Here is a 22,328-nt window from a genome sequence, read left to right on the forward strand (position 1 = left end):
ATGATGAGTTCTCGCCAGCTCGAATACTTCCGGGCCGTCGCGCGTGAGCTGCACTTCACGCGGGCCGCGGAGACGCTGCAGATCGCGCAGCCGGCGCTGTCCCAGCAGATCCGCAAGCTCGAACGGCAGCTCGGCATCGCCCTGTTCGAGCGGAACAACCACCGGGTGGCGCTCACTCCGGCGGGGAGCGCGCTCCTGGAGCACGCCGAGCGTGTTCTGGCCGACATCGAGGCGGTGGAGGAGGAGATGCGCGGCTGGGCCCAGGGAACGCGCGGACGGATCCGCCTCGGCGGCGCGCGCGGGCTGACCGCCAGGCTCGCCCGTCTGCTGGCGGAGTTCTCCCTGGAGTTCCCCTCGGTCACGGTGGAGCTTCGTGAGATGAACACCGAGGAGATGGTGGCCGGGTTGCGCGGTGGGCGTCTCGACGCCGCGACCCTGGTACGGCTCCCCACCCAGGAGGAGGGGCGGTGGCTGGAGTCCATGGCGCTGGGGGAGGAGCCGCTGGTCCTCATCACCTCCACGTCGGCGCCCCTGGCCGGTGAGTACCGCGTGCCGGTCGCCGCCCTCGACGGCGCCGACCTGGTCTGCTACTCGCCCGGGTCGGTGATCCGCGAGATCGTGCTCTCGGCGCTCGCGGACGCGGGCGCCACCGCCAGGATCCGCTTCGAGACGCGCGAGTACAGCACCGCGCGGGCCATGGCGAGCGTGGGCCTGGCGGCGGCCGTCCTTCCGCGGTCCGTGGCGGAGGAGCCGGGGCAGCCGGTGGCCGTCGTCCGGCTCGACCCGGAACCGTCCTGGGCGCCGTCGCTCGCCTGGCCCGCCGGTCGCCGGCCGGGACCGGCGCTGACCGCCTTCCTCGGCTTCGCCGCCCGGCACCCCGAGCTGGCCTGGGTCGGAGGTCATAAGCATTTCATCTGACCAAGACTTGTTTCAGGTCTTGGTCATCTGACGGTGCATGGGCCGTGCCAAGCGCGGGCGACACGAACACGAGGGGCTGACGGGCGCGGCGCGCCACAGGACCGGCTCGGCTAGGTGCTGAGAACGTCTCCACCGCTGTACGAGGCGGTCGCCGAGGCCCTCGGCCGGATCCCACCGGCCGAGGGCTGAGCGGGTCGGGCGTGCCCTACCGGACGCGGCCCCGCGGCTTGAGCGGGGTGGCCGGCATCGCGGGCGCGGGCAGCGGCGGCCCGTCGTACCCGTGGACGGTCCCGAAGCGGTCGCCGGACGTCCAGTCGGCGCGGGCCTGCGCGATCTCCGTGCCCGACCGCGCGACGAAGTTCCACCACATGACGAGCTTCTCCGCGAACGGCTCACCACCGAGCAGCACCAGGCCGGCGCGTCCCTCGGCCCGCAGCGGCACCTCGCGGCGGCCGCACCCGAGATAGAGCATCGAGCCCGGCTCCAGGCGCACGCCGTCCACCACCGTGATCCCCGACATCGTCAGCACCGCGTACTCGAAGTCGGGCTCGACGGGCAGCCGCACGTCGGCGCCGTCGTCGAGCGCCAGGTCGGCCCCCACGATCGGGGTGAACGCCGTGCCGGGCGAGATGGCCCCGTCCAGTTCCCCGAGGATGACGGTACCGCTGAACCCGGGCCCCTCCACGACCGGCAGGTCCGGGTGGTGCTCGAACGCGGGCTCGGTGTGCCGGTGCCCGTCCGGCAGGGCCACCCAGAGCTGCGCGCCGTGCAGGAGCGGCGCGTGGCCGCGCGGGGACTCCTCCGAGTGGGCGATGGCCCGCCCGGCCGTCATCAGCCCGAGCTCCTTCGGCCGGACGGTCTGTAGGCTCCCCAGGCTGTCGCGGTGCAGGACCTCGCCCGCGTGCAGCCAGCTGACGGTCTGCAGGCCGATGTGCGGATGCGGCGGCACCTGCATCCCCGGCCGGTCCGCGATGTCGTCGGGCCCGTAGTGGTCGACGAAGCACCAGGCCCCGACCATCCGCCGCCCCAGGCTGGGCAGCAGCCTGCGGACGACCGTGCTCTCGCCGAGCGGTACCCGCCGGGGCCGCAGCAGCTCGCGCACCGGCCGCGCCGACACGTCGTCCCGCCCGCCGCACAGCACCGGCTCCGGCCGGACATCGAGATCGCTCATGTGGTCCTCCTCGCCCCTTGACCCACCGGCAACAATGCCCCATCGCCGCGGTCGCACCCGCCTCGCCCCTCGCGGACGCCGAGCCGGGCACGTCCAGAGACCAGGCTCACGTGCGCTCGGGCGGAGCGTGCGGAATCGGTCGAGGGGCCGCCGGGTTGGCATGGAGGTGATGCACGGTGAGTACAAGGTGCCGGGCGGCAAGCTCGTCGTCGCGGACGTCGACGTGGTGGACGGCCTGCTGAGCGGGCCGCGGATCAGCGGTGACTTCTTCATGGAGCCGGACGAGGCGCTGGAGTCCATCAACGCTCTCCTGGACGGGCTGCCCGCCGCGCTCGACGCCGCCGAGTTCGGGGCGCGCGTCCAGGCGGGACTGCCGCGCGAGACCGTGATGCTCGGGATCACCGCGGAGGCCGTCGGGATCGCGGTGCGGCGGGCCGTCGCGCGGGCGTCGGACTGGCGCGACCACGACTGGCGGCTGATCCATGAGCCGCCGCAGGCCCCGGCGCTGCACATGGCGCTCGACCAGGTGCTCGCCGAGGAGGTCGGCGCGGGGCGGCGGCCGCCGACGCTGCGGGTATGGGAGTGGGCGTCGCCCGCCGTCGTCATCGGCAGCTTCCAGTCCCTGCGCAACGAGGTCGACGCGGAGGAGGCCGCGCGGTACGGGGCGGACGTGGTGCGCCGTATCAGCGGCGGCGGCGCGATGTTCGTCGAGCCGGGCAACACGATCACCTACTCCCTGTACTCGCCGGAGACGCTGGTGGCGGGCATGTCGTTCGCCGAGAGCTACGCGTTCCTCGACGACTGGGTGCTGGGCGCGCTCGGCGAGCTGGGGATCAGGGCCTGGTACCGGCCGCTGAACGACATCGCCTCCGACGAGGGCAAGATCGCGGGGGCGGCGCAGAAGCGGCTGGCGGCGGGCGCGGTCCTGCACCACGTCACGATGTCGTACGACATCGACGCCGGGAAGATGCTGCGGGTGCTGCGGATCGGCCGGGAGAAGCTGTCCGACAAGGGGATCGCCAGCGCGGCCAAGCGGGTCGATCCCCTGCGCCGCCAGACGGGCCTGGCCCGCGAGGAGATCATCGACCGCATGATCGGGCACTTCCGGGCCCGGTACGGGCTGGTGGGCGACCGGCTGGGCGAGGACGAGCTGCGGCTGGCCGAGAAGTACGTCGCCGACAAGTTCACCACCCCGGAGTGGATCGCCCGAGTGCCCTGAGGACGGCGGGAGCGGTCCGCGAGGAGATCGCCGCGTGCGGGCTTCATGGCCGGGCCGGGTTCTTCACGTCTTCCCGGGTGGCCGGGTGCGGCGTGGACGGGGCGGGTGCGGCGCGTTCGGGGCGGGAGATGAGCCGCCAGGCGGCCAGGGCCCCGGCGAGGTAGGCGGCGCCGATCAGGAGGAAGGCGACGCGGACGCCGATCGTCCAGTCGTGGATTCCGCCCAGGACGGCGCCGACGACCGCGATGCCGACCAGGGTGCCGATCTGGCGGTTGGCGTTGAGGACCGACCCCGCGACGTCGCCGTGGCGGGGGCCCGCGGAGTCGACCAGCGCCGCCGTCATCGCCGGCGAGGTGATCCCGCCCGCGATGCCGCTGGCGGCCAGGAGGACGGCGGTGGGCCAGTACGCGCCGCCGGGCGCCGCGAAGGCCAGCGCCGGAGCCGCCGCGGCGGCGGCCAGCAGCGCCGTGACCAGCAGCGGGCCGTTGGCGACGCGCGCGGACAGCCGGGTGAAGACGATGTTGCTCAGCGGGATGAAGAGCGTCAGCGGAAGGATCTGCAGGCCCGCCCGGAGCGGCCCGGCCCCGCCGGCCCTCTGGAAGTACAGGCCGACCAGGAAGAGCGTCCCGTAGAGGGCGCCGTTGAAGAGGAAGCCGATGGCGTTGGCCCCGGCGAAGCGGGGCTCGCGGAACAGTCCCCAGGGCATGACGGTCGTCCGGGCGCGGCGTTCCCGGAAGGGGAGGAGCGCCGCGACCGCCAGCGCGAGCGCGATCGAGACGAGGACGGGCCCGGAACCCCAGCCGCGGTGCGGGCCCTCGATCAGGGCGAAGCTCAGGGCGGCCAGGCCGAGCACCAGCGCGGCGTGCCCGGAGACGGCGAGCGGCGCCCGGCGGCCCGGGACGGCCGCGATGTACCGCCGGGTCAGGGCCATGCCCGCCAGGCCCAGCGGGAGATTGATCAGGAAGATGGAGCGCCAGCCGAACGCGTCCACCATGACGCCGCCGACCGTCGGGCCGAGCGCGATGGCCGAGGACACGACCGCCGACCACAGCCCGACGGCGCGGGTCCGGTCCCGGGAGTCGGGGAAGGCGTGGACGAGCAGTGCCAGCGAGCTGGGCATGAACAGGGCGGCCCCCACGCCCTGGGCGAGGCGGGCGGCGATCAGCGTCTCGATGGTGGGGGCGAGCGCACTGGCCAGCGAGGCGAGGAAGAACACCGCCATTCCCCACTGGTAGACGGTCCGCGCCCCGGCCCGCCCGGCGAGACCGCCGGCCAGCATCAGCAGCGCCGCGAACATCAGGACGTAGCCGTCGACCGCCCAGGTGAGCTGGCTGAGCGTGCCGTGCAGGCGCCGCTGGACGGTCGCGCCGGCGATCTGCATGACGGTGGCGTCGACGCTCGCCATCACGAAACCGGCGGCCAGCGCCGTGATCTTCATCCCGGGTGAACCGCGGTCCGCCGTGCCCGAACCCATGAGCTCTCCTCGCCGATAACCGGACGACTGCCGTCCGCTTGAGCCTCACGCTAGCCGAAGCGGACGCGTCGCGTCCACTTGATCCGGAAGGCAAGCGTCCGCTTATCGTTAGGATGGCCTCATGAGCACCGCACCGAGCGCCGTCGACCTGCTGCTGGAGGACGGGTCGGGCCGCCGGCCGCGCGCCGACGCCAGGCGCAACGTGGAACGCCTGGTCCGGGCGGCCCGCGAGGTGGCGGCCGAGGGCGGCGGCGAGATCACCGCCCACGAGATCGCCCGCCGGGCCGGGGTCGGCGTCGGCACGTTCTACCGGCGCGTGAGCACGCTGGAGCTGCTGCTCGAGGCGGTGCTCGCGGAGGTGCTCGGCGAGATCATCGTGCGAGCCGACGAGGGGCTGGCCCACCCCGATCCCTGGGAGGGCTTCAGCGCGTTCGCCTCGTCCTACATCCGGCTGCGCAACGAGCTGTGCGACCTCAACCACGCGCTCGGCGGCACGCTCGACCACGCCCGCGCCGAACTGCGCGACCGCATGAGCATGCTCGTCGGGCGCGCCCAGGACGCCGGGCTCATGCGCGCCGACATCACCTGGGAGGACGTGGCCTTCCTGCTCGTCTCGGTGTCCACGGGAGGTCACACGGTGGGGCTTCGGGCCGGTGAGCTGCAGTGGGACCGCAACCTCCGGGTGATCCTGGACGGCCTCCGCACCCCCGAGCCCGCCCCCCTGCCCGGCTCTCCGCCGACCGCCGCGGTCCTCACGGGCTGACGCGGGCCCCGCGGAACTACCGGACGGCTCCGTCCGTCCTCCCCTCGTGGCAGGTCGCGGGGCCGGCCGCCTGCCCGTAGGTTGGTGACGTCGGCCGATGATGAGGAGCGTTCATGTCGATGCAGAAGGGCGCCAACACGGCGGTGCCGGTTCCCTCGGTCCGGGTCGAACTGGGCTGGCAGGGCGGTCCGGGCGTGCCCGACGCGGACGCGTCCGCGCTCCTGCTCGCCGAGACGGGGCGTGTGCGGTCGGACGACGACTTCGTCTTCTACAACCAGCCCGCGCACGTTTCCGGGGCCGTCCGGCACGAGGGCAAGCGGCAGGGGCCGACCGTCCTGGACGTGCTGGCGGTCGACCTTGACCGCGTGGAACCCGGCATCGAGAAGATCGTGATCGCGGCGTCCTCCGACGGGGGGACGTTCGGCCAGTTCCAGGGCCTCTACGTGCGGGTGGTGGACGCGGCGGGCGGCGCGGAGGTCGCGCGGTTCGACAGCCAGGGCGCCGCCACCGAGACCGCGTTCGTGCTGGGCGAGCTGTACCGGCGCCAGGGAGCCTGGAAGTTCCGCGCGGTCGGTCAGGGGTACGACTCCGGGCTCGCCGGCCTGGCGACCGACTTCGGCATCTCCGTCGACGATCCGGGTCAGGAGACCGCGCCGCCGCCTCCGGCGCCGCCGCAGCCTCCGGCCGGTCAGTACGCGCCGCCCCCGCAGGAGCAGTACGTTCCGCCGCCTCCGGGAGGCCAGTACACCCCGCCCCCGCCCGGCCAGTACGCGCCGCCTCCGGCCCCCGGCCAGTACCCTCCGCCTCCGCCGCCCGGCCAGTACACGTCCCCGCCTCCTCCGCCGCCGCCCGGTCAGTACGCGCCCCCGCCCCCCGGCGGTCAGTTCGCTCCGCCGCCTCCGCCGGGTCAGTACGCGCCTCCGCCCGCACCGGGCCACGGCCAGGCGCCGCAGGCGCCGCAGCCGCAGCAGCCGCAGCAGCCGCAGCAGCCGCAGCAGCCGCAGCAGCCGCAGCAGCCGCAGGGCGGCAAGATCTCCCTCACGAAGAACGCGCCCTCGGTGTCGCTCACCAAGCACGGCGCGACCTCGGGCCACATGCGCGTCAACCTCAACTGGACGGCGCGGGAGGGGGTCGCCAAGGGGCGTCTCGGCAAGCGCCGCCGCGGCGTCGACCTGGACCTCGACCTGTGCTGCCTCTGGGAGCTGCAGGACGGCCGTAAGGGCATCATCCACGCGCTGGGCGACATGGGTGCCCTGGAGCGCGCCCCCTACATCAAGCTCGACAAGGACGACCGCACCGGCGCGGTGGAGGCCGGGGAGAACCTCAACATCAACCTGGACCACACGGCCGAGTTCAAGCGGATCCTGGTGTTCGCCGAGATCTACGACGGCGCCGACGACTTCCGCGGGCTGGACGCGATCGCCACGCTGTTCCCGGTGGGCTCGCCGCCGATCGAGATGCGCATGGACGACTGCGTGGACAACTCCCGGGACGCGGTGCTCGCGCTCATCGAGAACGTCGGCGGCGAGCTCGTCGTGCGGCGCGAGGGCCGTTACGTCCCGCCGCCGCCGGGACGCCCGCGCTGGGGGAAGATGACGGTCGACCAGGCGTACGGCTGGAACCTGGACTGGGTCGCCTCCCGCGGCAAGGACTGAGCGCGCCGGAGCGCGGGCCCTCCGCCGCCCCCGGCGTCCCGGGGGCGGCGGAACCTCGGCCGATCTCGCCGGTTGTCGGGGCGCGGTGCGGCGGGATAGGAACGGGTGCATGAGCACACAGCGGCAGTACCCGGTCGTCCCCGCGCCCCGTTTCGACGTGCCGGGCGACCAGGCGGTCCAGCGGGCGCAGGCGTTCGCCGACACGATGACGTCGCGCCGCACCGTGCGCGACTTCTCGCCGCGGCCCGTGCCGCGGGAGGTCATCGACCACGCGGTCCGCGCCGCGGCGACCGCGCCGAGCGGCGCGAACCTGCAGCCGTGGCGGTTCGTGGTCGTCACCGACCCGGAGCGCAAGCGGCGGCTGCGGGCGGCGGCGGAGCAGGAGGAGCGGGAGTTCTACGAGCGGCGCGCGTCGCAGGAGTGGCTGGAGGCGCTGGCGCCCCTGGGCACGGACTGGCGCAAGCCGTTTTTGGAGGACGCGCCGGCGGTCATCATCGTCTTCGAGGTGCACAAGGGACCGGAGACGCCGCGACCGTACTACGTAAAGGAATCGGTCGGCATCGCCGTCGGGTTCCTCCTGGCGGGGCTCCACCAGGCGGGTCTCGCGACCCTGACCCACACGCCCAGCCCCATGCGCTTCCTGAACGAGGTGTGCGAGCGGCCGCAGGAGGAGCGCGCGTACGTCGTGATCCCGGTCGGCTACCCGGCCGACGACGCGATGGTGCCCGACATCACCCGCAAGGCGGTGGACGAGGTCATCGTCCGGATGTGACGTCCCCGGCCGTCCGGCGACGAGGGCCGGGCGGCCGGTCAGGCGGCCTTGACGGTGTCCGCGAGCCTCTTGTCCCGGCTCACCCTGACCAGGGCGGCGGTCAGCCGGGCCAGGTCCTTGTCCGGCACCTTCGAGGCCAGTTCCTCCGGGTCGCTGGGCAGGCCGACCCGCTCGGCGCCCTTCTTCACCTGGGAGTCGACGTAGGGGCGCAGCCAGGGCCACATGGCCTGGACCTCACGGCAGAAGATGTCCACGCCGGTGGGGCCGATGCCGGGGAACTCCCTGAGCAGGCGGGCCGCCTTCCGCGGGTCGCGGCCCGCCTCGATGGCGAGCTTGCGCAGGTCGCCGTCGTACTTGTCCAGGACGGCGTGGGCGGTCTCGCCGAGGCGGGTCGCGGTGCTCTCGTCATAGCGGACGTAGTGGCCGCGTCCGAGCGCGTCCACGCGCTGCTGCCAGGTCAGCTTGGCCATGCCCCGCGCGGTGCCGCCGCCCGCGTCGAACAGCTCCCGCGCCGCGGCGAGGGCGATGCCGGAGGAGATGCGGGCGCTGAGCAGGTTGGCCACGACCAGCAACTTGAAAAGCGCGGCGGGCTGGTCCTTCAGAGGCACCCCCGCCTCCTCGGCGAACGTCTCACCGGACTCTTGCAGCAGCTTCCTCACGACAGCATCCATGATGTGCACCTCCGTTGAACGCGGCTCTACCCCTGAACGTGGAGATGACGCACGGGCACGGTGGAGTGCTAGAGGAGGCTGAGCTGGCCCTCACCGGCGAGGGGGTCGCGGTGCCGCTTCAGGTGCCGCCAGCGAGGCAGATCGTCCAGGTAGGACCAGGACAACCTGTGATGAGGGGTGGGGCCCGACTCCTCCAGCGCACGCTGGTGGACGGGTGATGGGTATCCGGCGCTGTCGGCGAAGCCGTATCCGGGGAATTCCGTGTCCAGGTCCGCCATCAGGCGGTCCCGGTGGACCTTGGCCAGTACCGAGGCGGCGGCGACCGTCACCGAGCGCTGGTCGGCCTTGACCTCGCAGCGCACCCGCCAGGGGCTGCGCAGGAAGTCGTGCTTGCCGTCCAGGAGCACGACGTCGGGCGCGAAGGGCAGGGCCTTGAGGGCGCGGACGGCGGCGCGCCGCAGGGCCTCGGTCATGCCGACCTCGTCGATCTCCTCCGGAGTGGACGCGCCGATGGCGTGCGCGTCGAGCCAGGCCGGCAGGAGCTCGGCGAAAGACTCCCGGTGCGCCTGGGTAAGGAGCTTGGAGTCGGTCAGCCCGATCGTTCTCTTACCGCGCCCTGGGAGGACGGGCGGCGGGCTCAAATCGGTCACGGCCGCGCACACGACGACGGGGCCTGCCCAAGCTCCGCGGCCCACCTCGTCCACTCCGGCGATCCTGACATCACGGCCGCCGGGGAGCGCGGTCCGCAACTCGTCCTCGATCTCGTAACCGGCGACGCGCGGTGCGCCCTCCTGGGGAGTGGTGGCCGGGTCTAGGCCGGGCAGTGCACCGCTCGCGTCGGACAAGAAGGCTCCTCTGGACGTGTTCCCCGCTCGGCGCCCCGTCAGGGCGCGGCGCCTCGATCGTAGGGGCTCGCCGCCCAGCACGCCCGGGATCAGAGCCAGCCGTTGTGGCGCGCCGTGCCGACGGCCTCGATGCGGTTGCGCGCGCCGGTCTTGCCGATCGCCGCAGACAGGTAGTTGCGGACGGTGCTCTCCGACAGGTGCAGGCGCCCGGCGATGTCGGCGACGGTCGCGCCGTCGGCCGCCGCGACCAGCACGTCGCGTTCGCGCTCGGTCAGCGGGTTCGGGCCCACCGACAGTGCGGCGGCAGCCAGCGCGGGGTCGACGACCCGCTCGCCCGCGAGGACGCGGCGCAACGCCGCGACCAGGTCCTCGATCGGGCCGTCCTTGACCAGGAAGCCGCCGGCGCCCGCCTCCATGGCGCGGCGCAGGTAGCCGGGGCGCCCGAAGGTCGTGACGATGAGCACCTTGCAGGCGGGCAGCTCGCGGCGCAGGTCGGCGGCCACGTCCAGGCCGCTTCGGCCGGGCATCTCGATGTCGAGGACGGCGATGTCGGGCCGGGTCCGCAGCGCCTCGGCGAGGACCCCGGCTCCGTCGGCGACCTGCGCGACGACCTCCAGGTCGTCCTCCAGGCCGAGCAGCAGGGCGAGCGCGCTCCGCATCATGCCCTGGTCCTCGGCGAGCAGAACTCTGATCACGTGCTTCCTCCCCGCCCCATTCTCCTCGATGATCACGGGGCCCTGAGGACGGGGACGATCACCGTGAGCAGGAAACCGCCGCCCGGTGCGGTCCCTGCCTCGACGGTTCCCGCGACGGCCCCCATCCGTTCGGTGAGCCCGCGCAGACCGTGGCCTCCGGACCCGGCGGAGAGGGCGTGCGAGCCGTTTCCGCCGGGGTCGTCCGGCAAGGGGGAGCCGGGCGCGAGACCCCCGCCGTCATCCCGGATCTCCAGCACGGCGCGGTCGCCGTCGTTCAGGACGGTGATCTCGCAGTGGCGGGCGCCGCTGTGCCGGATGACGTTCGTGACGCCTTCGCGCACGGCCCAGCCGAGCAGCGCCTCCGCTTCGGGGGGAAGCGCCGGTCCGGCGCGCCGGACCGCGGCCACCACGTCAGCGTCGGCCAGGGCCGTGCGCGCCGCGTCCAGCTCGTCCGACAGGCCGCGGCCGCGGTATCCGCTGACGGCTTCGCGCACCTCTCCCAGCGCCTGCCGTCCCACCGCCTCGATGTCGGCGGCCTGCGCGGCGGCCAGCGCCGGGTCGCGTTCGGTGAGGCGCCGGACGGCCTGGGCCTTCACGACCATGAGCGACAGGGTGTGGCCCAGCAGGTCGTGCAGGTCGCGGGAGAAGCGCAGCCGTTCCCGCGCGACGGCGGCCTCGGCCAGCTCCTCCCGGGCGGCGCGCAACAGGCCGATGACGGCGACCAGCCGGAGGATGACCGCGGTCACCATTCCGGCGGTGACCGTCCCGTACCAGGCGGGCAGGACGCCGGCGCCGTTCCCGCCGCCCCAGATGACCAGGGCGCACAGGAGGGAGACCCCTCCGATTCCCACCAGTATCGGCAGGTCCGGTCCCTTGCCGTTCCGGGGAGCGTGCCCGGCCACGACGCCGGTGGCGATGCCGAGCAGCGGGAACAGCGCGTACCAGGGGCTGCCGAAACCGAGACAGGCGGCGGAGGCCGCGCCCGCTCCGACGATGAGGAGCCCTGCCGGCACGCGCAGCGGCACGCTCCCGTCGAAGGCGGTCCGGATGACGGCGACGTACACGACGGCGAACGCGAGGACCGCGATGACCCCGAGCCAAAGCGGCCGGGTGCCCCCGTGGACCAGGTCCAAGATCGGCCATATGAGGAGGACGAGCCAGAAGAGGAACGGACGCTCGCCCGGTCCCTGCCCGTCCATCCGCTCAAGGTCCAGGTCGGGGACCCGTTTACTCGCGGGTCCCTTGAGGACGTTCACCTGCCGCTCTCCTCGCTCACGGGGACACGGTATGCGGATGCCTCGTTCACGCCGAACGGGCCGAGCGGTGGTGGCCGTGCACTTCCCGGACGGCCACTTCCGGCTGCCTGCACATGCCCTCCGGTGTAACGGAGTCCAGTAGGAGACCGAGCGGCATCGCTAGGAGTGTGGGCTCGTCCGCGCCGTTCGGTGCGGCCGAGGCGGGCCGGGCGAGGCGCGGATCGATTCCGTCCACGGCCTGCACGGTTCCGTGGCGTTCGGCCACTCCGCCGAGCATGGCCGCACCGCGCGTTCGTCTCGTCTCCGTTCGCATGGCACCGACGTTATGGATTCGGCTGGTCCCTCTTGCAGAGCCGGAAACCCCGCCTCGGACAGTACAAATGTCCTGGTCCGTGTGGTCCGCAGTGCGGTGGATCTTCCCAGACGGGATCAGCAGGACCGAACGAACCGCGTGTGAGGAGTCCCGTTCCGGCGGGTCCTGCGCTTTACTCGGATTTGATGTCTTCGTTCGACAGGTCCCGCTCCCGCCCGGCGAAGGGCGCCGCGGCACGGGATCTCTTCGAGCGCCTGCGCTGGCGCTACTTCCAGATCCCGCCCGGGCTGCGTTTCCTCGGCGGGCTGCTGCTGGTCGCCCTCGGAGGGGCGGCCACCGTCGTGGTGAACGGTCCCGTCCTCGGCGCGGTGGCGTTCACGGCGATCCTGCTCATCGTCGTCCACCTGACCCTGCGCTCTCCCACGGGCATGGCGGTCATCGCCGTGGTCATGGCGTGGCTGGTGCTGTCGATACCTCTGGGCAGGCTCTACCCGGACGACGGATACCCGTCGTACGTGAGCCCCGCGCTGCTGCTGGCGATGCTCGCCCTGCCGGTGGCCTTCGTCGCCTTCCGCCTGCGCGGGTACGCGCCCTGGCGCACGGCGGTGCTGGCGCTGGGCGGGGCCGGCGTGGTGACGGCCGCCGCCGCGAACCCGCTCCCCGAGGCGAGCGTGGCCCCCGGCTGGGCCACGGCTCTGGCCGTCCTGGCGTACCGCTGGGACCAGGCGAGGCGGTCGGTGCCCGCCGAGGCGTACGACACCGGCTGGGTCCAGGAGCAGGCCGGTCCGAAGGGCGAGGTCTCACTCCGCAAGAACCTGAACGACAGGCGCGACCGCCCCGACCGCCGGGGCGGCGGAGGCTCCGGCGGGGGCGCGCCCGGAGGGTCCGCGGGACAGGACGGGGACGCGGCCGGAGTGCCCGCCGCGACCCAGGCCGCCTACGACCAGCGCGCCGCGGCGCAGGCCGCCGACGCGCCGCAGATCCCCGAGCCCGCGCCGTCCCGGGACGCCCGCGCCGACGACGCGCCCGGCATCTCCGTGGCCGAGGCGCTCGCCGAGCTGGAGGCGATGATCGGCCTGGAGCCGGTCAAGCGGCAGGTCCGGTCCATCGCCGCGTCCATCGAGGCGGCGCATCTGCGCGCCGCGGCCGGGGTCCCGACCGAGAAGCCGATGCGGCACTTCGTCTTCGTGGGGCCGTCCGGTACCGGCAAGACCACCGTCGCCCGCGTCCTGGCCAAGATCTTCTACGCGTTCGGGCTGCTCCCGGAGCCGGCCGTCGTCGAGGCCCAGCGCGCCGACCTGGTGGGGGAGTTCCTGGGCGCCACCGCCATCAAGACCAACCGGCTCATCGACTCCGCGCTGGGCGGGCTGCTGTTCATCGACGAGGCGTACGGCCTGGTCAACTCCGCCGAGGGGCAGCCCGACCGGTTCGGTGACGAGGCGGTGCAGACGCTCCTCAAGCGCGCCGAGGACGACCGCGACAACCTGGTCATCATCCTCGCCGGGTACGACGCGCAAATGGAGGAGCTGCTCGACTCCAACCCCGGGCTGGCCTCGCGGTTCGGCACCCGCGTGCACTTCCCGTCCTACCGGCCCGCCGAGCTTCTGCAGATCGCCGACTACCACACGGGGCTGCGCGAGGACCGGCTCGACGAGGAGGCGCGGCGCAGGCTCGCGGACTGCTTCGAGGACATCGAGCGGCGCGGCATCATCGACGAGCTGGGCAACGGGCGGTTCGTCCGGACGCTGACCGAGGCCGCGGCGCGCGCGCGGGACGTCCGCGTGGTGGAGGCCGTCTCCTCGCCCGGTGATCCGGCGCGTCCCACCGCCGACGACTTGGTGACCCTGCGGGCGGAGGACATCGATACCGCCTTCGCGGAGGTCACCGAGCGCTACCGCGGCTACGCCGAGACCCCGACGCTGGACGAGGCCCTCGGCTCGCTGGACGCGATGATCGGGCTGGAGCCGGTGAAACGGCAGATCCGCGAGATCGCCGCCCAGCTGCAGGTCGCCCGCATGCGCCGCGAGCAGGGGCTCGTCACCCGGCCGCCCACGCGGCACTTCGTCTTCACCGGCCCGCCCGGGACGGGCAAGACCACCGTCGCGCGGGTGCTCGGCCGGATCTTCGCCGCGTTCGGCCTGCTCACCCGCCCCGAGGTGGTCGAGGCCCAGCGCGCCGACCTGGTCGGGGAGCATCTCGGCGCGACGGCGCTGAAGACCAACAAGGTGATCGACTCCGCGCTCGGCGGCGTCCTGTTCGTGGACGAGGCGTACGCGCTGAACAACCCGGGCTACTCGGGCGGCGACGCGTTCGGCGCGGAGGCCGTGCAGACGCTCCTCAAGCGCGCCGAGGACGACCGCGACCGCCTCGTCGTCGTGCTCGCCGGGTACGAGGCGGACATGGACCGGTTCCTGGCGTCCAACCCGGGGCTCTCCTCGCGCTTCGACCTGCGCGTGGACTTCCCGTCGTACGGCCCGGACGAGCTCCTGCGCATAGCGCAGGTCATCGCCGAGCAGGGCGGTGACCGGTGGGAGGAGAGCGCACTGGACGATCTGGCCCTGGTGTTCCAGCGCGCCTGCGGGACGGGCCGGATCGACGAACTCGGCAACGGGCGCTTCGCCCGCTCCCTCTACGAGAAGGCGTGCGCCTGCCGTGCCCTGCGCGCCGCCGGGCTGGGGTCCGCGGCCACGGCGGACGACCTGACGCTGCTCACCACGGCCGATGTCCGGGACGCCTTCGCGGAGCTCACCCACCGCCTCGCCTGATGTAATCGCCGCATGACCTCGGTGACATGGCCTCAGGTTCTCGCCTGGCGGATGCGGCGGCAGTTCGTCGAGCGGCCCGGGAACGCGACGGCCGTGCAGGTCGCGCGGCGACTCGCCGGCGTGCAGGCGCAGGTCGCCTCCGCGGCCGAGTTCGCCGTCGCCGTGCGGCAGGAGGCTTCCGAGGCCGGTGCGGTTTCCCGGGCTCTGCTGGAGGAACGCGCGCTCGTCAAGACGTGGGCCATGCGCGGAACCCTCCATCTGCTCCCCGCGGACGAGGCCGCCGCCTATCTCGTCCTGTGCTCGGCGATCCGCAACTGGGAGAAGGGCAGCTGGCAGAGGACGTTCGGGGCCACTCCCGCCGACCTGGAGGCGATCGCCGCGTCGGCCAGGGACGCCCTGGCGGACGGCCGGACGCTGACACGCGAGGAGCTGACCGCCGCCGTGGTGGAGGAGACGGGATCACGGCACCTCGCCGAGGTCCTCGGCTCCGGTTGGGGAACCCTCCTCAAACCGCTCGCCTGGTGGGGCGTGCTCTGCCATGGCCCATCGCGGGGCAACCTCGTCACCTTCGCCGCCCCGGAGCGATGGCTGCCCGGTTGGACGGGCCTCCCTCCGGTGGAGGAGGCCGCACGGACGGTTGTGCACGCCTACCTCGGCGCGCATGGTCCCGCCACGCCTGACATGTTCGACACCTGGCTGATGCGCAAGGGGAACCGGAAGAAGGACCTCAAGGAGTGGTTCGCCGCAGCAGAGGACGGCTTGACCACCATCGAGGTGGAAGGCGTCCACATGCACGTCTTGGACGAGCACAAGGACGAGCTGCTCGACACCGAGCCCAGCACGTCTGTGCGGTTGCTGGGAGGGTTCGACCAGTACGTCCTCGGGGCGGGTACCAGCGCGGCCTATCTGGTCTCGCCCGAGCATCGCGGCAAGGTGAGCCGTACCGGCGGCTGGATCTCCCCGGTCGTCCTGTACGAAGGCCGTGTCGCGGGCGTGTGGGAGCCCACCGGTGAGGACGTGACCGTGACCGCGTTCGAGGACGTCCCCACCGGTCCGCTCAAGGCCGCGATCGCACGCGTGCAGCCGCTGCTGGCCTGACCGGACACAGAACCCCAAGAGGCCATGCCGACCATAGAGCCGACCGCACCCGATCCGATCACCACTGGCCCGAGCACGACTGGCCGGACCGACCGGACCGGGCCCATGTTCGCGCCGCGACCGCCGCGCGCGCTCGCGGCGGCCTGCTTTCTCAGCAACCTCGACCGTTTCGCGGTCGGGCCGCTTCTGGTGGCGATCGCGGCGACCACGCACACCCGGCTCGGTGCCGCGACGATGGTGGCCAGTGGTCACGCGGTCGCCTACGGTCTCGGCCAGCCGGTCTGGGGCGTGCTGTCGGACCGTCTCGGACGCGTGCGCGTCATGACGGTCGCGCTTCTGGCGGCCGGCGCGGCGGGCCTGGCGTCGGCGTTCGCGCCCACCCTGGCCGCGATCGTCGTGTTGCGCACGCTCACCGGTGCGTTCGCCGGTGCCATCGTGCCGACGTCCCTGACCTACCTGGGCGACACCGTGCCGGTGGAGCGGAGGCAGCGCGCGCTCTCGGACCTGATGGCCGCAATGGGGCTGGCGACCGCGCTCGCGACCCTCTTCGGGGGCGTCGTCGCGCATCTGGTCGGGTGGCGGGTGGTGTTCGCCGTCCCCGCGACGTGCGCGCTGCTGGTCGCGCTCGTGCTGCACAGGCTTCCCGAACCTCCCCGTGAGGTCGTCCCCATCCGCCCTTGGGAGGTGCTGCGGGAGCGCTGGGCGCTCGTGGTCATGGCGCTGGGATTCCTTGAAGGGGGACTGTTGCTCGGCGGGATGACGTTCGTCGCCCCGGCCCTTCAGGACGAGGGCGCCGGTGAGGCCCTCGCGGGTGCCGTCGCCGCGTCCTATGGCATCGGGGTGATGGCCCTGACGCAGGTGGTGAAGCCCGCGTCCACACGCCTGCCCGCGTGGACCCTCGCGGCCATCGGCGGCGCGCTCATGACCACCGGCCTTTCACTGGTCGCCCTGGACCGGCGTGCCGTCACGGTCGCGATCGCCGGGGTCCTCCTCGGCGGCGGCTGGGCCTTCCTCCACTCGACCCTGCAGACGTGGGCGACGACCGTGGCACCGCGCGCCCGGGGGACGGGCGTCGCCCTGTTCGTGACCGCGCTGTTCGTCGGCAGCGCCGCCGGGTCCACCGCCGGGGCGCCACTGGCGCAGGACGGGCGGTTCGGTGCCCTGTTCGCCGTCGCCGCGGCGCTGGCCGTCCCGCTGACCGTCGCGGCCGCGCTCGCCCGCCGCCGCTACCGTCCGCCGGGCTGACCCCCGCGAGCGCGATCGATATGGGCGCGATCAGTTGAGGCGGAAACGGACCGTCTGCCCCGGCCGTAGCTGGGCGGCGCGGGGGACCTCGGCCGAGGCGAGGACCCCGATGACGGGGTAGCCGCCCGTCGTCGGGTGATCGGCCAGGAAGACGATGGGCAGCCCGCTGGGCGGGACCTGCACCGCGCCCGTCACCATCCCCTCGCTGCTCAGTTCGCCCTCCCGGGTACGGGCCAGGGGCGCGCCGTCCAAGCGGATGCCCACCCGGTTGGTCTCCGGCGTCACCGTGTAGGGGGTGGAGGTGAGGGCGGTGATGGCGTCCGGCCCGAACCAGTCGTCGCGCGGTCCGGGCAGGATCCGCAGGACGGGCGAGGCGGGTAGGGGCGGTGCCGGGGCGAGGTCCACGGTGATGTCGTCCAGCCCCTCGGTCCCCCCGACGGGCAGCCGGTCACCGGACGTGAGGGCGGCGGGGCCGAGGCCGGACAGCACATCGGTGGAGCGGCTTCCGAGCACCCGGCCCACCATGAGCCCGCCCCGCACGGCGAGATAGCTGCGCAGGCCGGACGGCGGCGTGCCGAGCTCGACCGCGGCGCCGGCGGGGACGTGGCAGGGGGCGTGCGCGCCGGATCCGCGCCCGTCGACGCGCAGGAACGCCGGTGCTCCGGTGACGGCGATCCACGCGGGCGAGTCGAAACGGAGCGTTGCGCCGCCGAGCGTGAACTCCACGCAGGCCGCGCCCTCCGGATTGCCGACGAGCCGGTTGGCCAGCCGCAGAGCGCGCTCGTCGGCCGCCCCTGAGCGCGGGACGCCGAGGTGGGCGTGGCCCGGCCTGCCGAGATCCTGCACGGTCGCCAGCGGGCCCGGACGGATGACCTCGATCACGGGGCGGCCTCCGGCACGAACCGGACGCGCGTCCCCGGCCGGAGGAGGGACGGGGGATCCCGCGTGACGTCCCACAGCACCCGCTCGCTGCGGCCGAGCAGCCGCCACCCGCCCGGCGACGGCGACGGGTAGACGGCCGCGTAGGGACCCGCGATGGCCACCGAGCCCGCCGGGACCGCCGTGCGCGGCGACGCGCGGCGCGGTACCCGCAGGGCGGGGTCGAGCCCCGTCAGGTAGCCGAAACCGGGGGAGAAGCCCAGGTAGGCGACCGTGTAGGAGGCGGAGCAGTGGCGGCGTACGACCTCCTCGCGCCCCAGGCCGGTGAGCGCCGCCACCTCGCCGAGGTCCTCGCCGTCGTACACGACGGGAATCTCCACCGGTTCCGCGTCCGGCCCGGTGCCCGGAGGCGGCGGCAGATCCGGAAGGCGGGCGGCGAGCCGGTCGAGGTCGGCGGACGGCTCGGTCACCACGAGCACGGTCCGCTCGCCCGGGACGACGTCCACGACCCCCGGCAGCCGGGCCGCCCGGATCGCCGCGTCCAGGCGGTGGGCGTCCGTGAGGCCGCCGGTCTCCACGAGCAGCGCCGCGTCACCGGCCCGCAGGATCCTCACGCGAACGGCTCCAGCCCCACACCCGCGCCTGACAGCGCGGAGCGGACGGCCCGTGCCAGCGCCACGGCCCCCGGGGTGTCACCGTGCACGCACATGGAGCGGGCCTGGAGCGGCACCTCCGTGCCGTCCACCGCGACGACCGTGCCTTCCACGGCCATCCGCACCGCCCGTTCCACGACGACCTCGCTGTCGTGGACGACGGCTCCGGGTTCACGGCGCGACACCAGCGCGCCCGAGGCCGTGTACGCCCTGTCGGCGAAGCATTCGGCGACCACGGTCAACCCGGCGGCGGCGTCGTGGACGGCTGAGCCCGGCAGGGTGAGCAGCGGCAGAGACGGATCGTAGGCGCGCACCGCGTCCCCCACGGCCCGAGCTTGAACAGGGTCACGAGCGACCCTGTTGTAGAGCGCACCATGCGGTTTCACGTAGGCGACACGTCCGCCTTCGGCGCGCGCGATGCCGTCCAGGGCCGCGAGCTGGTAGAGGATCTCGGCCTCCAGTTCGGGGGCGGCGACGTCCATCTCCCGGCGGCCGAAACCGGCGAGGTCGCGGTAGGACACCTGAGCGCCGATCGTCACCCCGCGCTCGACCGCCGCGGCGCACACCCGCCGCATGATCAGCGGATCGCCCGCGTGGAAGCCGCACGCCACGTTCGCGCTCGTGATCACCTCGAGCAGCGCGAGGTCGTCGCCCAGCTCCCATATGCCGAACCCCTCGCCCAGGTCGGCGTTGATGTCGATGACCGCCATTCCCAAGAACTATCACCGCTCGCCGCGCGCGCTCTGCGCGGGGCAGGAGCGTCTCAGACGGCTTTCTCCCTGAGGGCGTCGACCTCGCCGCGCGGAGCCCAGGCCTGATACACACCCCGGTCGAACGGCTTGAGCCCGAGGCGCTCGGCCACCGGCGCCCTGCCCCCGGTGTACTCCACCCAAAGCCAGTCCTCATGCTCGCCGAGCACCAGGAACGGCTCGCCCTGCCAGGTGCAGTACGTGCTCACGTACACCAGCCGGTCGACCTGTGACCGCGGCACCACCTGGACGTACCGGTCGTGCGCGACCCGGTGGAACCCGTCGGCCTCCTGCGCCAGGTACAGCCGGACGCGCTCGCCGTCCGGGCTGGCCTCGTACTCCGTGCCCCGCCACCCGGCGTAGAAGCCGTGCCTGATGCTCATTCCCGCCCTCCCGGCAGCCGCACGAGCCACCTGCGCAGATCGGCGTCGTACTCGGCCACGAGCGACGCCCCGCCGTCCCCGGCGAGCCGGCGCAGCTCCGCCCCGTGCGGCAGCCGCTGGCTCTCGATCCTGAACTCCGGAACCGGGACGCCCTCGCCCGGCGCCTCCTCCACCTCGGAGGGCGGCGCCGTCTCGGCCATCTCGTCCTCCCGACGCCGGAACAGCGGCGGCTTCACGGCGGGCCAGCGGACCACGAAGACCTGCTCGTCCGCCTCGGTGAACGGCGAACCCTCGGACACCAGCCCGAGCGCCCTGAGCAGGGCTGCGGGCGTGGTCAGGTTCCGCACGTCCTCCAGCCGGTGGACGAATCCGGCGACGAGCCCGTAACCGCCCTTGAGGTAGTCGTCGACGTGACCGGCCTGGATCACCTTCTGCATGATCACATCCTGGGGCGGGCCGGCCCCGGCGGCCGGGCCCGGCGCTTCGGCCGCCCGCGCGAGCGGCTGAGGCGCCGCAGGACGGCCTTCCGGGCGTCCGGGGTCCCCGTGGGAGTCGCCCGTCCCGCCGGGCCGCTGAGCGGGCGGCGACGGCCGCGCGTGCCGGGGTGATCGGCCGGGCCCGCCCTGCGGCGGGCCCGGGGCGGCGTAACGGCCGCCGAGGGAGGGAGCCTCGACCGGGGGTGAAGTACCGGGTGGCGAAGGGCGGGCGGGCGCGCGCGGCGGGGCGAGGCGCCGGGGCCGCGAACCGGCGACGCGCACGTCAGCCGGGTCGGGCGCGCCAGAAGGGACGGACGGGGCGGCGGGCGCCGGCCGCGTCCCGCCCATCGGCGCGGCGGACGGGGCGTCCGGCTCCGGGATCGCCGGAGGGATGCCGAGGCCGGGCAGTTTGAGGAGCGTCGCACCACCCCCGGAACGGCCCGCCCGGTACACGAGCTCCAGCGGAGAGCCGGCACCGTAGACGTCGCGGAGCGTGCCGACCATCAGCCCCGCGAGCAGGGCGCAGGACTCCAGACGCTGCGCGGGGGCGCGCCGGCCGCGTTCGCGGTGGGTGTAACGCTGCCACCAGTTGTGCCGCTCGTCCTCTGGCGGTTCCCAGCCCAGAACCCTGAGCCGCCGCTCCTGAGCCGGTGCCAGGGGACGGGGCAGGCACGCGCTACCCGCCGCCTCCGCGTGGAGGACCCCGGCGGAGCGCATGGCCTGGACATAGGGCCCATCCGCCGCTTGGACGACGAGGGAGGACTTGACGGGCAGCCGCGAGAGTTCCAGGGTGAGCCGCTTGCCGAAGTCGATCCAGTCCAAACCGGGTTCACTCTCACAGCCGGGGGCGGCGGGCTTGCCGTACTCGACGGTAGCCGAACGCTCCGTCACTCGCCCCGGGAAGCCGGGCCGGTGTCCGTCCCGATCGGAGTCCAGACGCCGCTGACGGCGTCGTACACGGCCAGGGGCGTCTCCTCACCGTCGCCGGTCGACTGATAGAGCCGGGTGCCGTGCGGAGGCTGGAGAGGAATGGCGCCGGTGTGTTCGCGGGCGGTCGTGTCTCCGGTGGGGGCGCCGAGCGGAGCCGCCGCGACCTCCGGTTCTCGCACGGGCACGAGCGGATGAGCCTGTGCCGGAGACGGATCCTGTTCCGGCGGAGCGGTCCCGCCCGACGGTCCCGCGTGCTCGGGGGCCCGGGGCGGCCGAGTCCGTTCCGAGGACGGAGGCTGGGCGGGCGGTGCCTGCTCGGGGGGCTCCGCGATGGGCAGGGGCTCTGCCGCGGGCAGTGGCTGTGGTGAGGGGCTCGCCTGGGCAGGAGGCGGGACCTGCACGGGAGGCGCCTGTGCCGGCGGCCCAGGCTGCTCTGCGGGCGGCTCCTGCGCGGGTCGGCCGTGCGCCGGAGGCCGAGCCTGCGAAGGAGGGTGGGCCTGTGACGGAGGCTGAGCCGCTCCCGGAGGCTCGGCCTGAGACGGAGGCAGAGGCTGTTCCTGGGGCGGAGCATGTTCGGCCGGCTGGGGCTGAACGGGCTCGGGCGGGATGGGAACACCGCGCCCGGGCGTCACACCTCCGGACTCCAGGGCGGCCTGGAGGTCGGCCACGGTGTAGGAGTCGATGGCCGTGTGAGCGTCGTCGCTGTAGGGCGCGCCGTTGCTGGCGGCCCGGGAGCCGTTCGCCGAGGGGAGAGAACCTCCGGCGACGGGATTGGGGCCGGATAGCGCGTTGGGATCGACCGCGCCGTAGGGATTGGACACGTCCGGCTCCGGGGCGGGAGTGGCGCGCTGGGAGCCGCCCAGGCGGGCGATGGCCGAGGCGTCCAGATGCACCTCGCTCGGCAGGCCGGGGTTGATGGCGAGCTGCCATTCGGGGTCGGGCCACCCCGCGGCGAGCGATGCAAACGAGGTGCGCCGGTAGAGGCCGGGGTGCTGGTCCCCGGCGCGGGCGAGCGTGCCCGGGGAGGTGAACACGGTGACGTAGATGCCGGAGCCGATGGTGATGGTCGGCAGCTCCGCGCGGTCAGGGTCCTCTACTGCGGGGCCCGTCGCGGGCAGGACGAGATCGGCGCTCTCCAGCAGGCTGAAGTACGTGGTGTGGTCGCCGCGCTCCTTCGCCTCGGCGAGGCGGGGCTCCAGCAGGTCGGCCTGCGTGGCGGGCGGGCCGCCCGCCGGCATCGAAGGCGGCCCGGACGGTGGTACGGACGGCGGCCCGGTGGGGGGCGCGGTGGGGGGCACGGAAGGCGGGACGGACGGGGGCGGCGTCCCGACCGGCGGCGGGCCGGTGACCGGCGCGCCGGGCACGGCGGGCCCCGGAACGGAGATCGGAAGAGCACAC

The 22,328-nt window shown here is 73.8% G+C and carries 20 protein-coding genes; 8 read left to right on the top strand and 12 right to left on the bottom strand.

The window, feature by feature from the left end:
- The gene (locus E1291_RS13260) at window positions 1-918 is read left to right on the top strand and encodes a LysR family transcriptional regulator (RefSeq protein ID WP_131738078.1); all 918 of its coding nucleotides are present in this window, start codon (window positions 1-3) and stop codon (window positions 916-918) included.
- Window positions 919-1,123: 205 nt separating this feature from the next.
- Here the strand turns inward: E1291_RS13260 and E1291_RS13265 are convergent, their stop codons facing one another.
- Window positions 1,124-2,089: a pirin family protein gene (locus tag E1291_RS13265; protein ID WP_131738079.1), complete on the bottom strand. Its 966-nt coding sequence runs from the start codon at window positions 2,087-2,089 to the stop codon at window positions 1,124-1,126.
- Between the two features lie 169 nt (window positions 2,090-2,258).
- Between E1291_RS13265 and lplAB the strand changes: the two genes are divergently transcribed.
- A complete protein-coding gene (gene lplAB, locus E1291_RS13270) occupies window positions 2,259-3,308 on the top strand; it encodes a lipoate-protein ligase LplAB (protein WP_131738080.1) in 1,050 nt (349 codons plus the stop codon).
- Between the two features lie 43 nt (window positions 3,309-3,351).
- On the opposite strand, the gene E1291_RS13275 is transcribed toward lplAB, so the two are convergent.
- Window positions 3,352-4,782 carry an MFS transporter gene (locus E1291_RS13275; RefSeq protein ID WP_131738081.1) on the bottom strand — a complete coding sequence of 477 codons (1,431 nt, stop codon included), beginning with the start codon at window positions 4,780-4,782 and terminating at the stop codon, window positions 3,352-3,354.
- Between the two features lie 121 nt (window positions 4,783-4,903).
- Between E1291_RS13275 and E1291_RS13280 the strand changes: the two genes are divergently transcribed.
- The 3 genes from E1291_RS13280 (at window position 4,904) to E1291_RS13290 (ending at window position 7,972) form a co-directional block, all read left to right on the top strand.
- Entirely contained in the window at window positions 4,904-5,545 is a 642-nt protein-coding gene (locus E1291_RS13280) for a TetR/AcrR family transcriptional regulator (RefSeq protein ID WP_131738082.1), read from the top strand.
- A gap of 113 nt (window positions 5,546-5,658) precedes the next feature.
- Window positions 5,659-7,200, top strand: a complete 1,542-nt coding sequence (locus E1291_RS43895) for a TerD family protein (protein ID WP_131738083.1) — start codon at window positions 5,659-5,661, stop codon at window positions 7,198-7,200.
- A 109-nt stretch (window positions 7,201-7,309) separates the two neighbouring features.
- On the top strand, window positions 7,310-7,972 hold the full coding sequence (locus E1291_RS13290) for a nitroreductase family protein (RefSeq protein WP_131738084.1): 663 nt from the start codon (window positions 7,310-7,312) through the stop codon (window positions 7,970-7,972).
- A 38-nt stretch (window positions 7,973-8,010) separates the two neighbouring features.
- Here E1291_RS13290 and E1291_RS13295 read toward each other — a convergent pair whose 3' ends face one another.
- From E1291_RS13295 to E1291_RS13310, 4 genes are all read right to left on the bottom strand, one after another.
- The gene (locus E1291_RS13295; RefSeq protein ID WP_131738085.1) at window positions 8,011-8,643 is read right to left on the bottom strand and encodes an HhH-GDP family DNA glycosylase; all 633 of its coding nucleotides are present in this window, start codon (window positions 8,641-8,643) and stop codon (window positions 8,011-8,013) included.
- Window positions 8,644-8,711: 68 nt separating this feature from the next.
- Window positions 8,712-9,467, bottom strand: coding sequence for a ribonuclease HII (gene rnhB / locus E1291_RS13300; protein ID WP_131738095.1), 756 nt, complete (start codon window positions 9,465-9,467; stop codon window positions 8,712-8,714).
- 110 nt (window positions 9,468-9,577) lie between these two features.
- On the bottom strand, window positions 9,578-10,183 hold the full coding sequence (locus E1291_RS13305; RefSeq protein WP_131738086.1) for a response regulator transcription factor: 606 nt from the start codon (window positions 10,181-10,183) through the stop codon (window positions 9,578-9,580).
- Window positions 10,184-10,215: 32 nt separating this feature from the next.
- Window positions 10,216-11,439: a sensor histidine kinase gene (locus tag E1291_RS13310; RefSeq protein ID WP_207400714.1), complete on the bottom strand. Its 1,224-nt coding sequence runs from the start codon at window positions 11,437-11,439 to the stop codon at window positions 10,216-10,218.
- 498 nt (window positions 11,440-11,937) lie between these two features.
- Here E1291_RS13310 and E1291_RS13315 point away from each other — a divergent pair, with 498 nt between their 5' ends.
- From E1291_RS13315 to E1291_RS13325, 3 genes are all read left to right on the top strand, one after another.
- The gene (locus E1291_RS13315; protein ID WP_131738087.1) at window positions 11,938-14,517 is read left to right on the top strand and encodes an AAA family ATPase; all 2,580 of its coding nucleotides are present in this window, start codon (window positions 11,938-11,940) and stop codon (window positions 14,515-14,517) included.
- A 12-nt stretch (window positions 14,518-14,529) separates the two neighbouring features.
- Window positions 14,530-15,615 (top strand): winged helix DNA-binding domain-containing protein, encoded by a 1,086-nt coding sequence (locus tag E1291_RS13320; RefSeq protein ID WP_131738088.1) that lies wholly within the window; start codon window positions 14,530-14,532, stop codon window positions 15,613-15,615.
- 105 nt (window positions 15,616-15,720) lie between these two features.
- Complete coding sequence (locus tag E1291_RS13325; protein ID WP_131738089.1) at window positions 15,721-16,860, top strand: MFS transporter; 1,140 nt, start codon at window positions 15,721-15,723, stop codon at window positions 16,858-16,860.
- A gap of 30 nt (window positions 16,861-16,890) precedes the next feature.
- On the opposite strand, the gene E1291_RS13330 is transcribed toward E1291_RS13325, so the two are convergent.
- The 6 genes from E1291_RS13330 to E1291_RS13355 form a co-directional block, all read right to left on the bottom strand.
- A complete protein-coding gene (locus E1291_RS13330) occupies window positions 16,891-17,742 on the bottom strand; it encodes a 5-oxoprolinase subunit C family protein (RefSeq protein WP_131738090.1) in 852 nt (283 codons plus the stop codon).
- Entirely contained in the window at window positions 17,739-18,353 is a 615-nt protein-coding gene (gene pxpB, locus E1291_RS13335) for a 5-oxoprolinase subunit PxpB (protein WP_131738091.1), read from the bottom strand. The genes E1291_RS13330 and pxpB overlap by 4 nt, the downstream gene beginning before the upstream one ends.
- Entirely contained in the window at window positions 18,350-19,102 is a 753-nt protein-coding gene (locus tag E1291_RS13340; protein ID WP_131738092.1) for a LamB/YcsF family protein, read from the bottom strand. The genes pxpB and E1291_RS13340 overlap by 4 nt, the downstream gene beginning before the upstream one ends.
- A gap of 53 nt (window positions 19,103-19,155) precedes the next feature.
- Window positions 19,156-19,524, bottom strand: a complete 369-nt coding sequence (locus tag E1291_RS13345) for a UCP033725 family protein (protein ID WP_131738093.1) — start codon at window positions 19,522-19,524, stop codon at window positions 19,156-19,158.
- Window positions 19,521-20,891, bottom strand: a complete 1,371-nt coding sequence (locus tag E1291_RS13350) for a TY-Chap domain-containing protein (RefSeq protein WP_131738094.1) — start codon at window positions 20,889-20,891, stop codon at window positions 19,521-19,523. The genes E1291_RS13345 and E1291_RS13350 overlap by 4 nt, the downstream gene beginning before the upstream one ends.
- On the bottom strand, window positions 20,888-22,328 hold a 1,441-nt coding region (locus E1291_RS13355), incomplete at its 5' end, for an SseB family protein (protein ID WP_207400715.1). The genes E1291_RS13355 and E1291_RS13350, both read right to left, overlap by 4 nt.

Origin of the sequence: Actinomadura roseirufa (assembly GCF_900659635.1) — a bacterium.
Taxonomy (GTDB): domain Bacteria; phylum Actinomycetota; class Actinomycetes; order Streptosporangiales; family Streptosporangiaceae; genus Spirillospora; species Spirillospora roseirufa.

Excerpts from the sequence above, each read along its gene's own strand:
- E1291_RS13260 (WP_131738078.1), top strand. The coding sequence starts at position 1 with ATGATGAGTTCTCGCCAGCTCGAATACTTCCGGGCCGTCGCGCGTGAG.
- E1291_RS13265 (WP_131738079.1), bottom strand. The coding sequence starts at position 2,089 with ATGAGCGATCTCGATGTCCGGCCGGAGCCGGTGCTGTGCGGCGGGCGG.
- lplAB (WP_131738080.1), top strand. The coding sequence starts at position 2,259 with ATGCACGGTGAGTACAAGGTGCCGGGCGGCAAGCTCGTCGTCGCGGAC.
- E1291_RS13275 (WP_131738081.1), bottom strand. The coding sequence starts at position 4,782 with ATGGGTTCGGGCACGGCGGACCGCGGTTCACCCGGGATGAAGATCACG.
- E1291_RS13280 (WP_131738082.1), top strand. The coding sequence starts at position 4,904 with ATGAGCACCGCACCGAGCGCCGTCGACCTGCTGCTGGAGGACGGGTCG.
- E1291_RS43895 (WP_131738083.1), top strand. The coding sequence starts at position 5,659 with ATGTCGATGCAGAAGGGCGCCAACACGGCGGTGCCGGTTCCCTCGGTC.
- E1291_RS13290 (WP_131738084.1), top strand. The coding sequence starts at position 7,310 with ATGAGCACACAGCGGCAGTACCCGGTCGTCCCCGCGCCCCGTTTCGAC.
- E1291_RS13295 (WP_131738085.1), bottom strand. The coding sequence starts at position 8,643 with ATGGATGCTGTCGTGAGGAAGCTGCTGCAAGAGTCCGGTGAGACGTTC.
- E1291_RS13315 (WP_131738087.1), top strand. The coding sequence starts at position 11,938 with ATGTCTTCGTTCGACAGGTCCCGCTCCCGCCCGGCGAAGGGCGCCGCG.
- E1291_RS13320 (WP_131738088.1), top strand. The coding sequence starts at position 14,530 with ATGACCTCGGTGACATGGCCTCAGGTTCTCGCCTGGCGGATGCGGCGG.
- E1291_RS13325 (WP_131738089.1), top strand. The coding sequence starts at position 15,721 with ATGTTCGCGCCGCGACCGCCGCGCGCGCTCGCGGCGGCCTGCTTTCTC.
- E1291_RS13340 (WP_131738092.1), bottom strand. The coding sequence starts at position 19,102 with ATGGCGGTCATCGACATCAACGCCGACCTGGGCGAGGGGTTCGGCATA.
- E1291_RS13345 (WP_131738093.1), bottom strand. The coding sequence starts at position 19,524 with ATGAGCATCAGGCACGGCTTCTACGCCGGGTGGCGGGGCACGGAGTAC.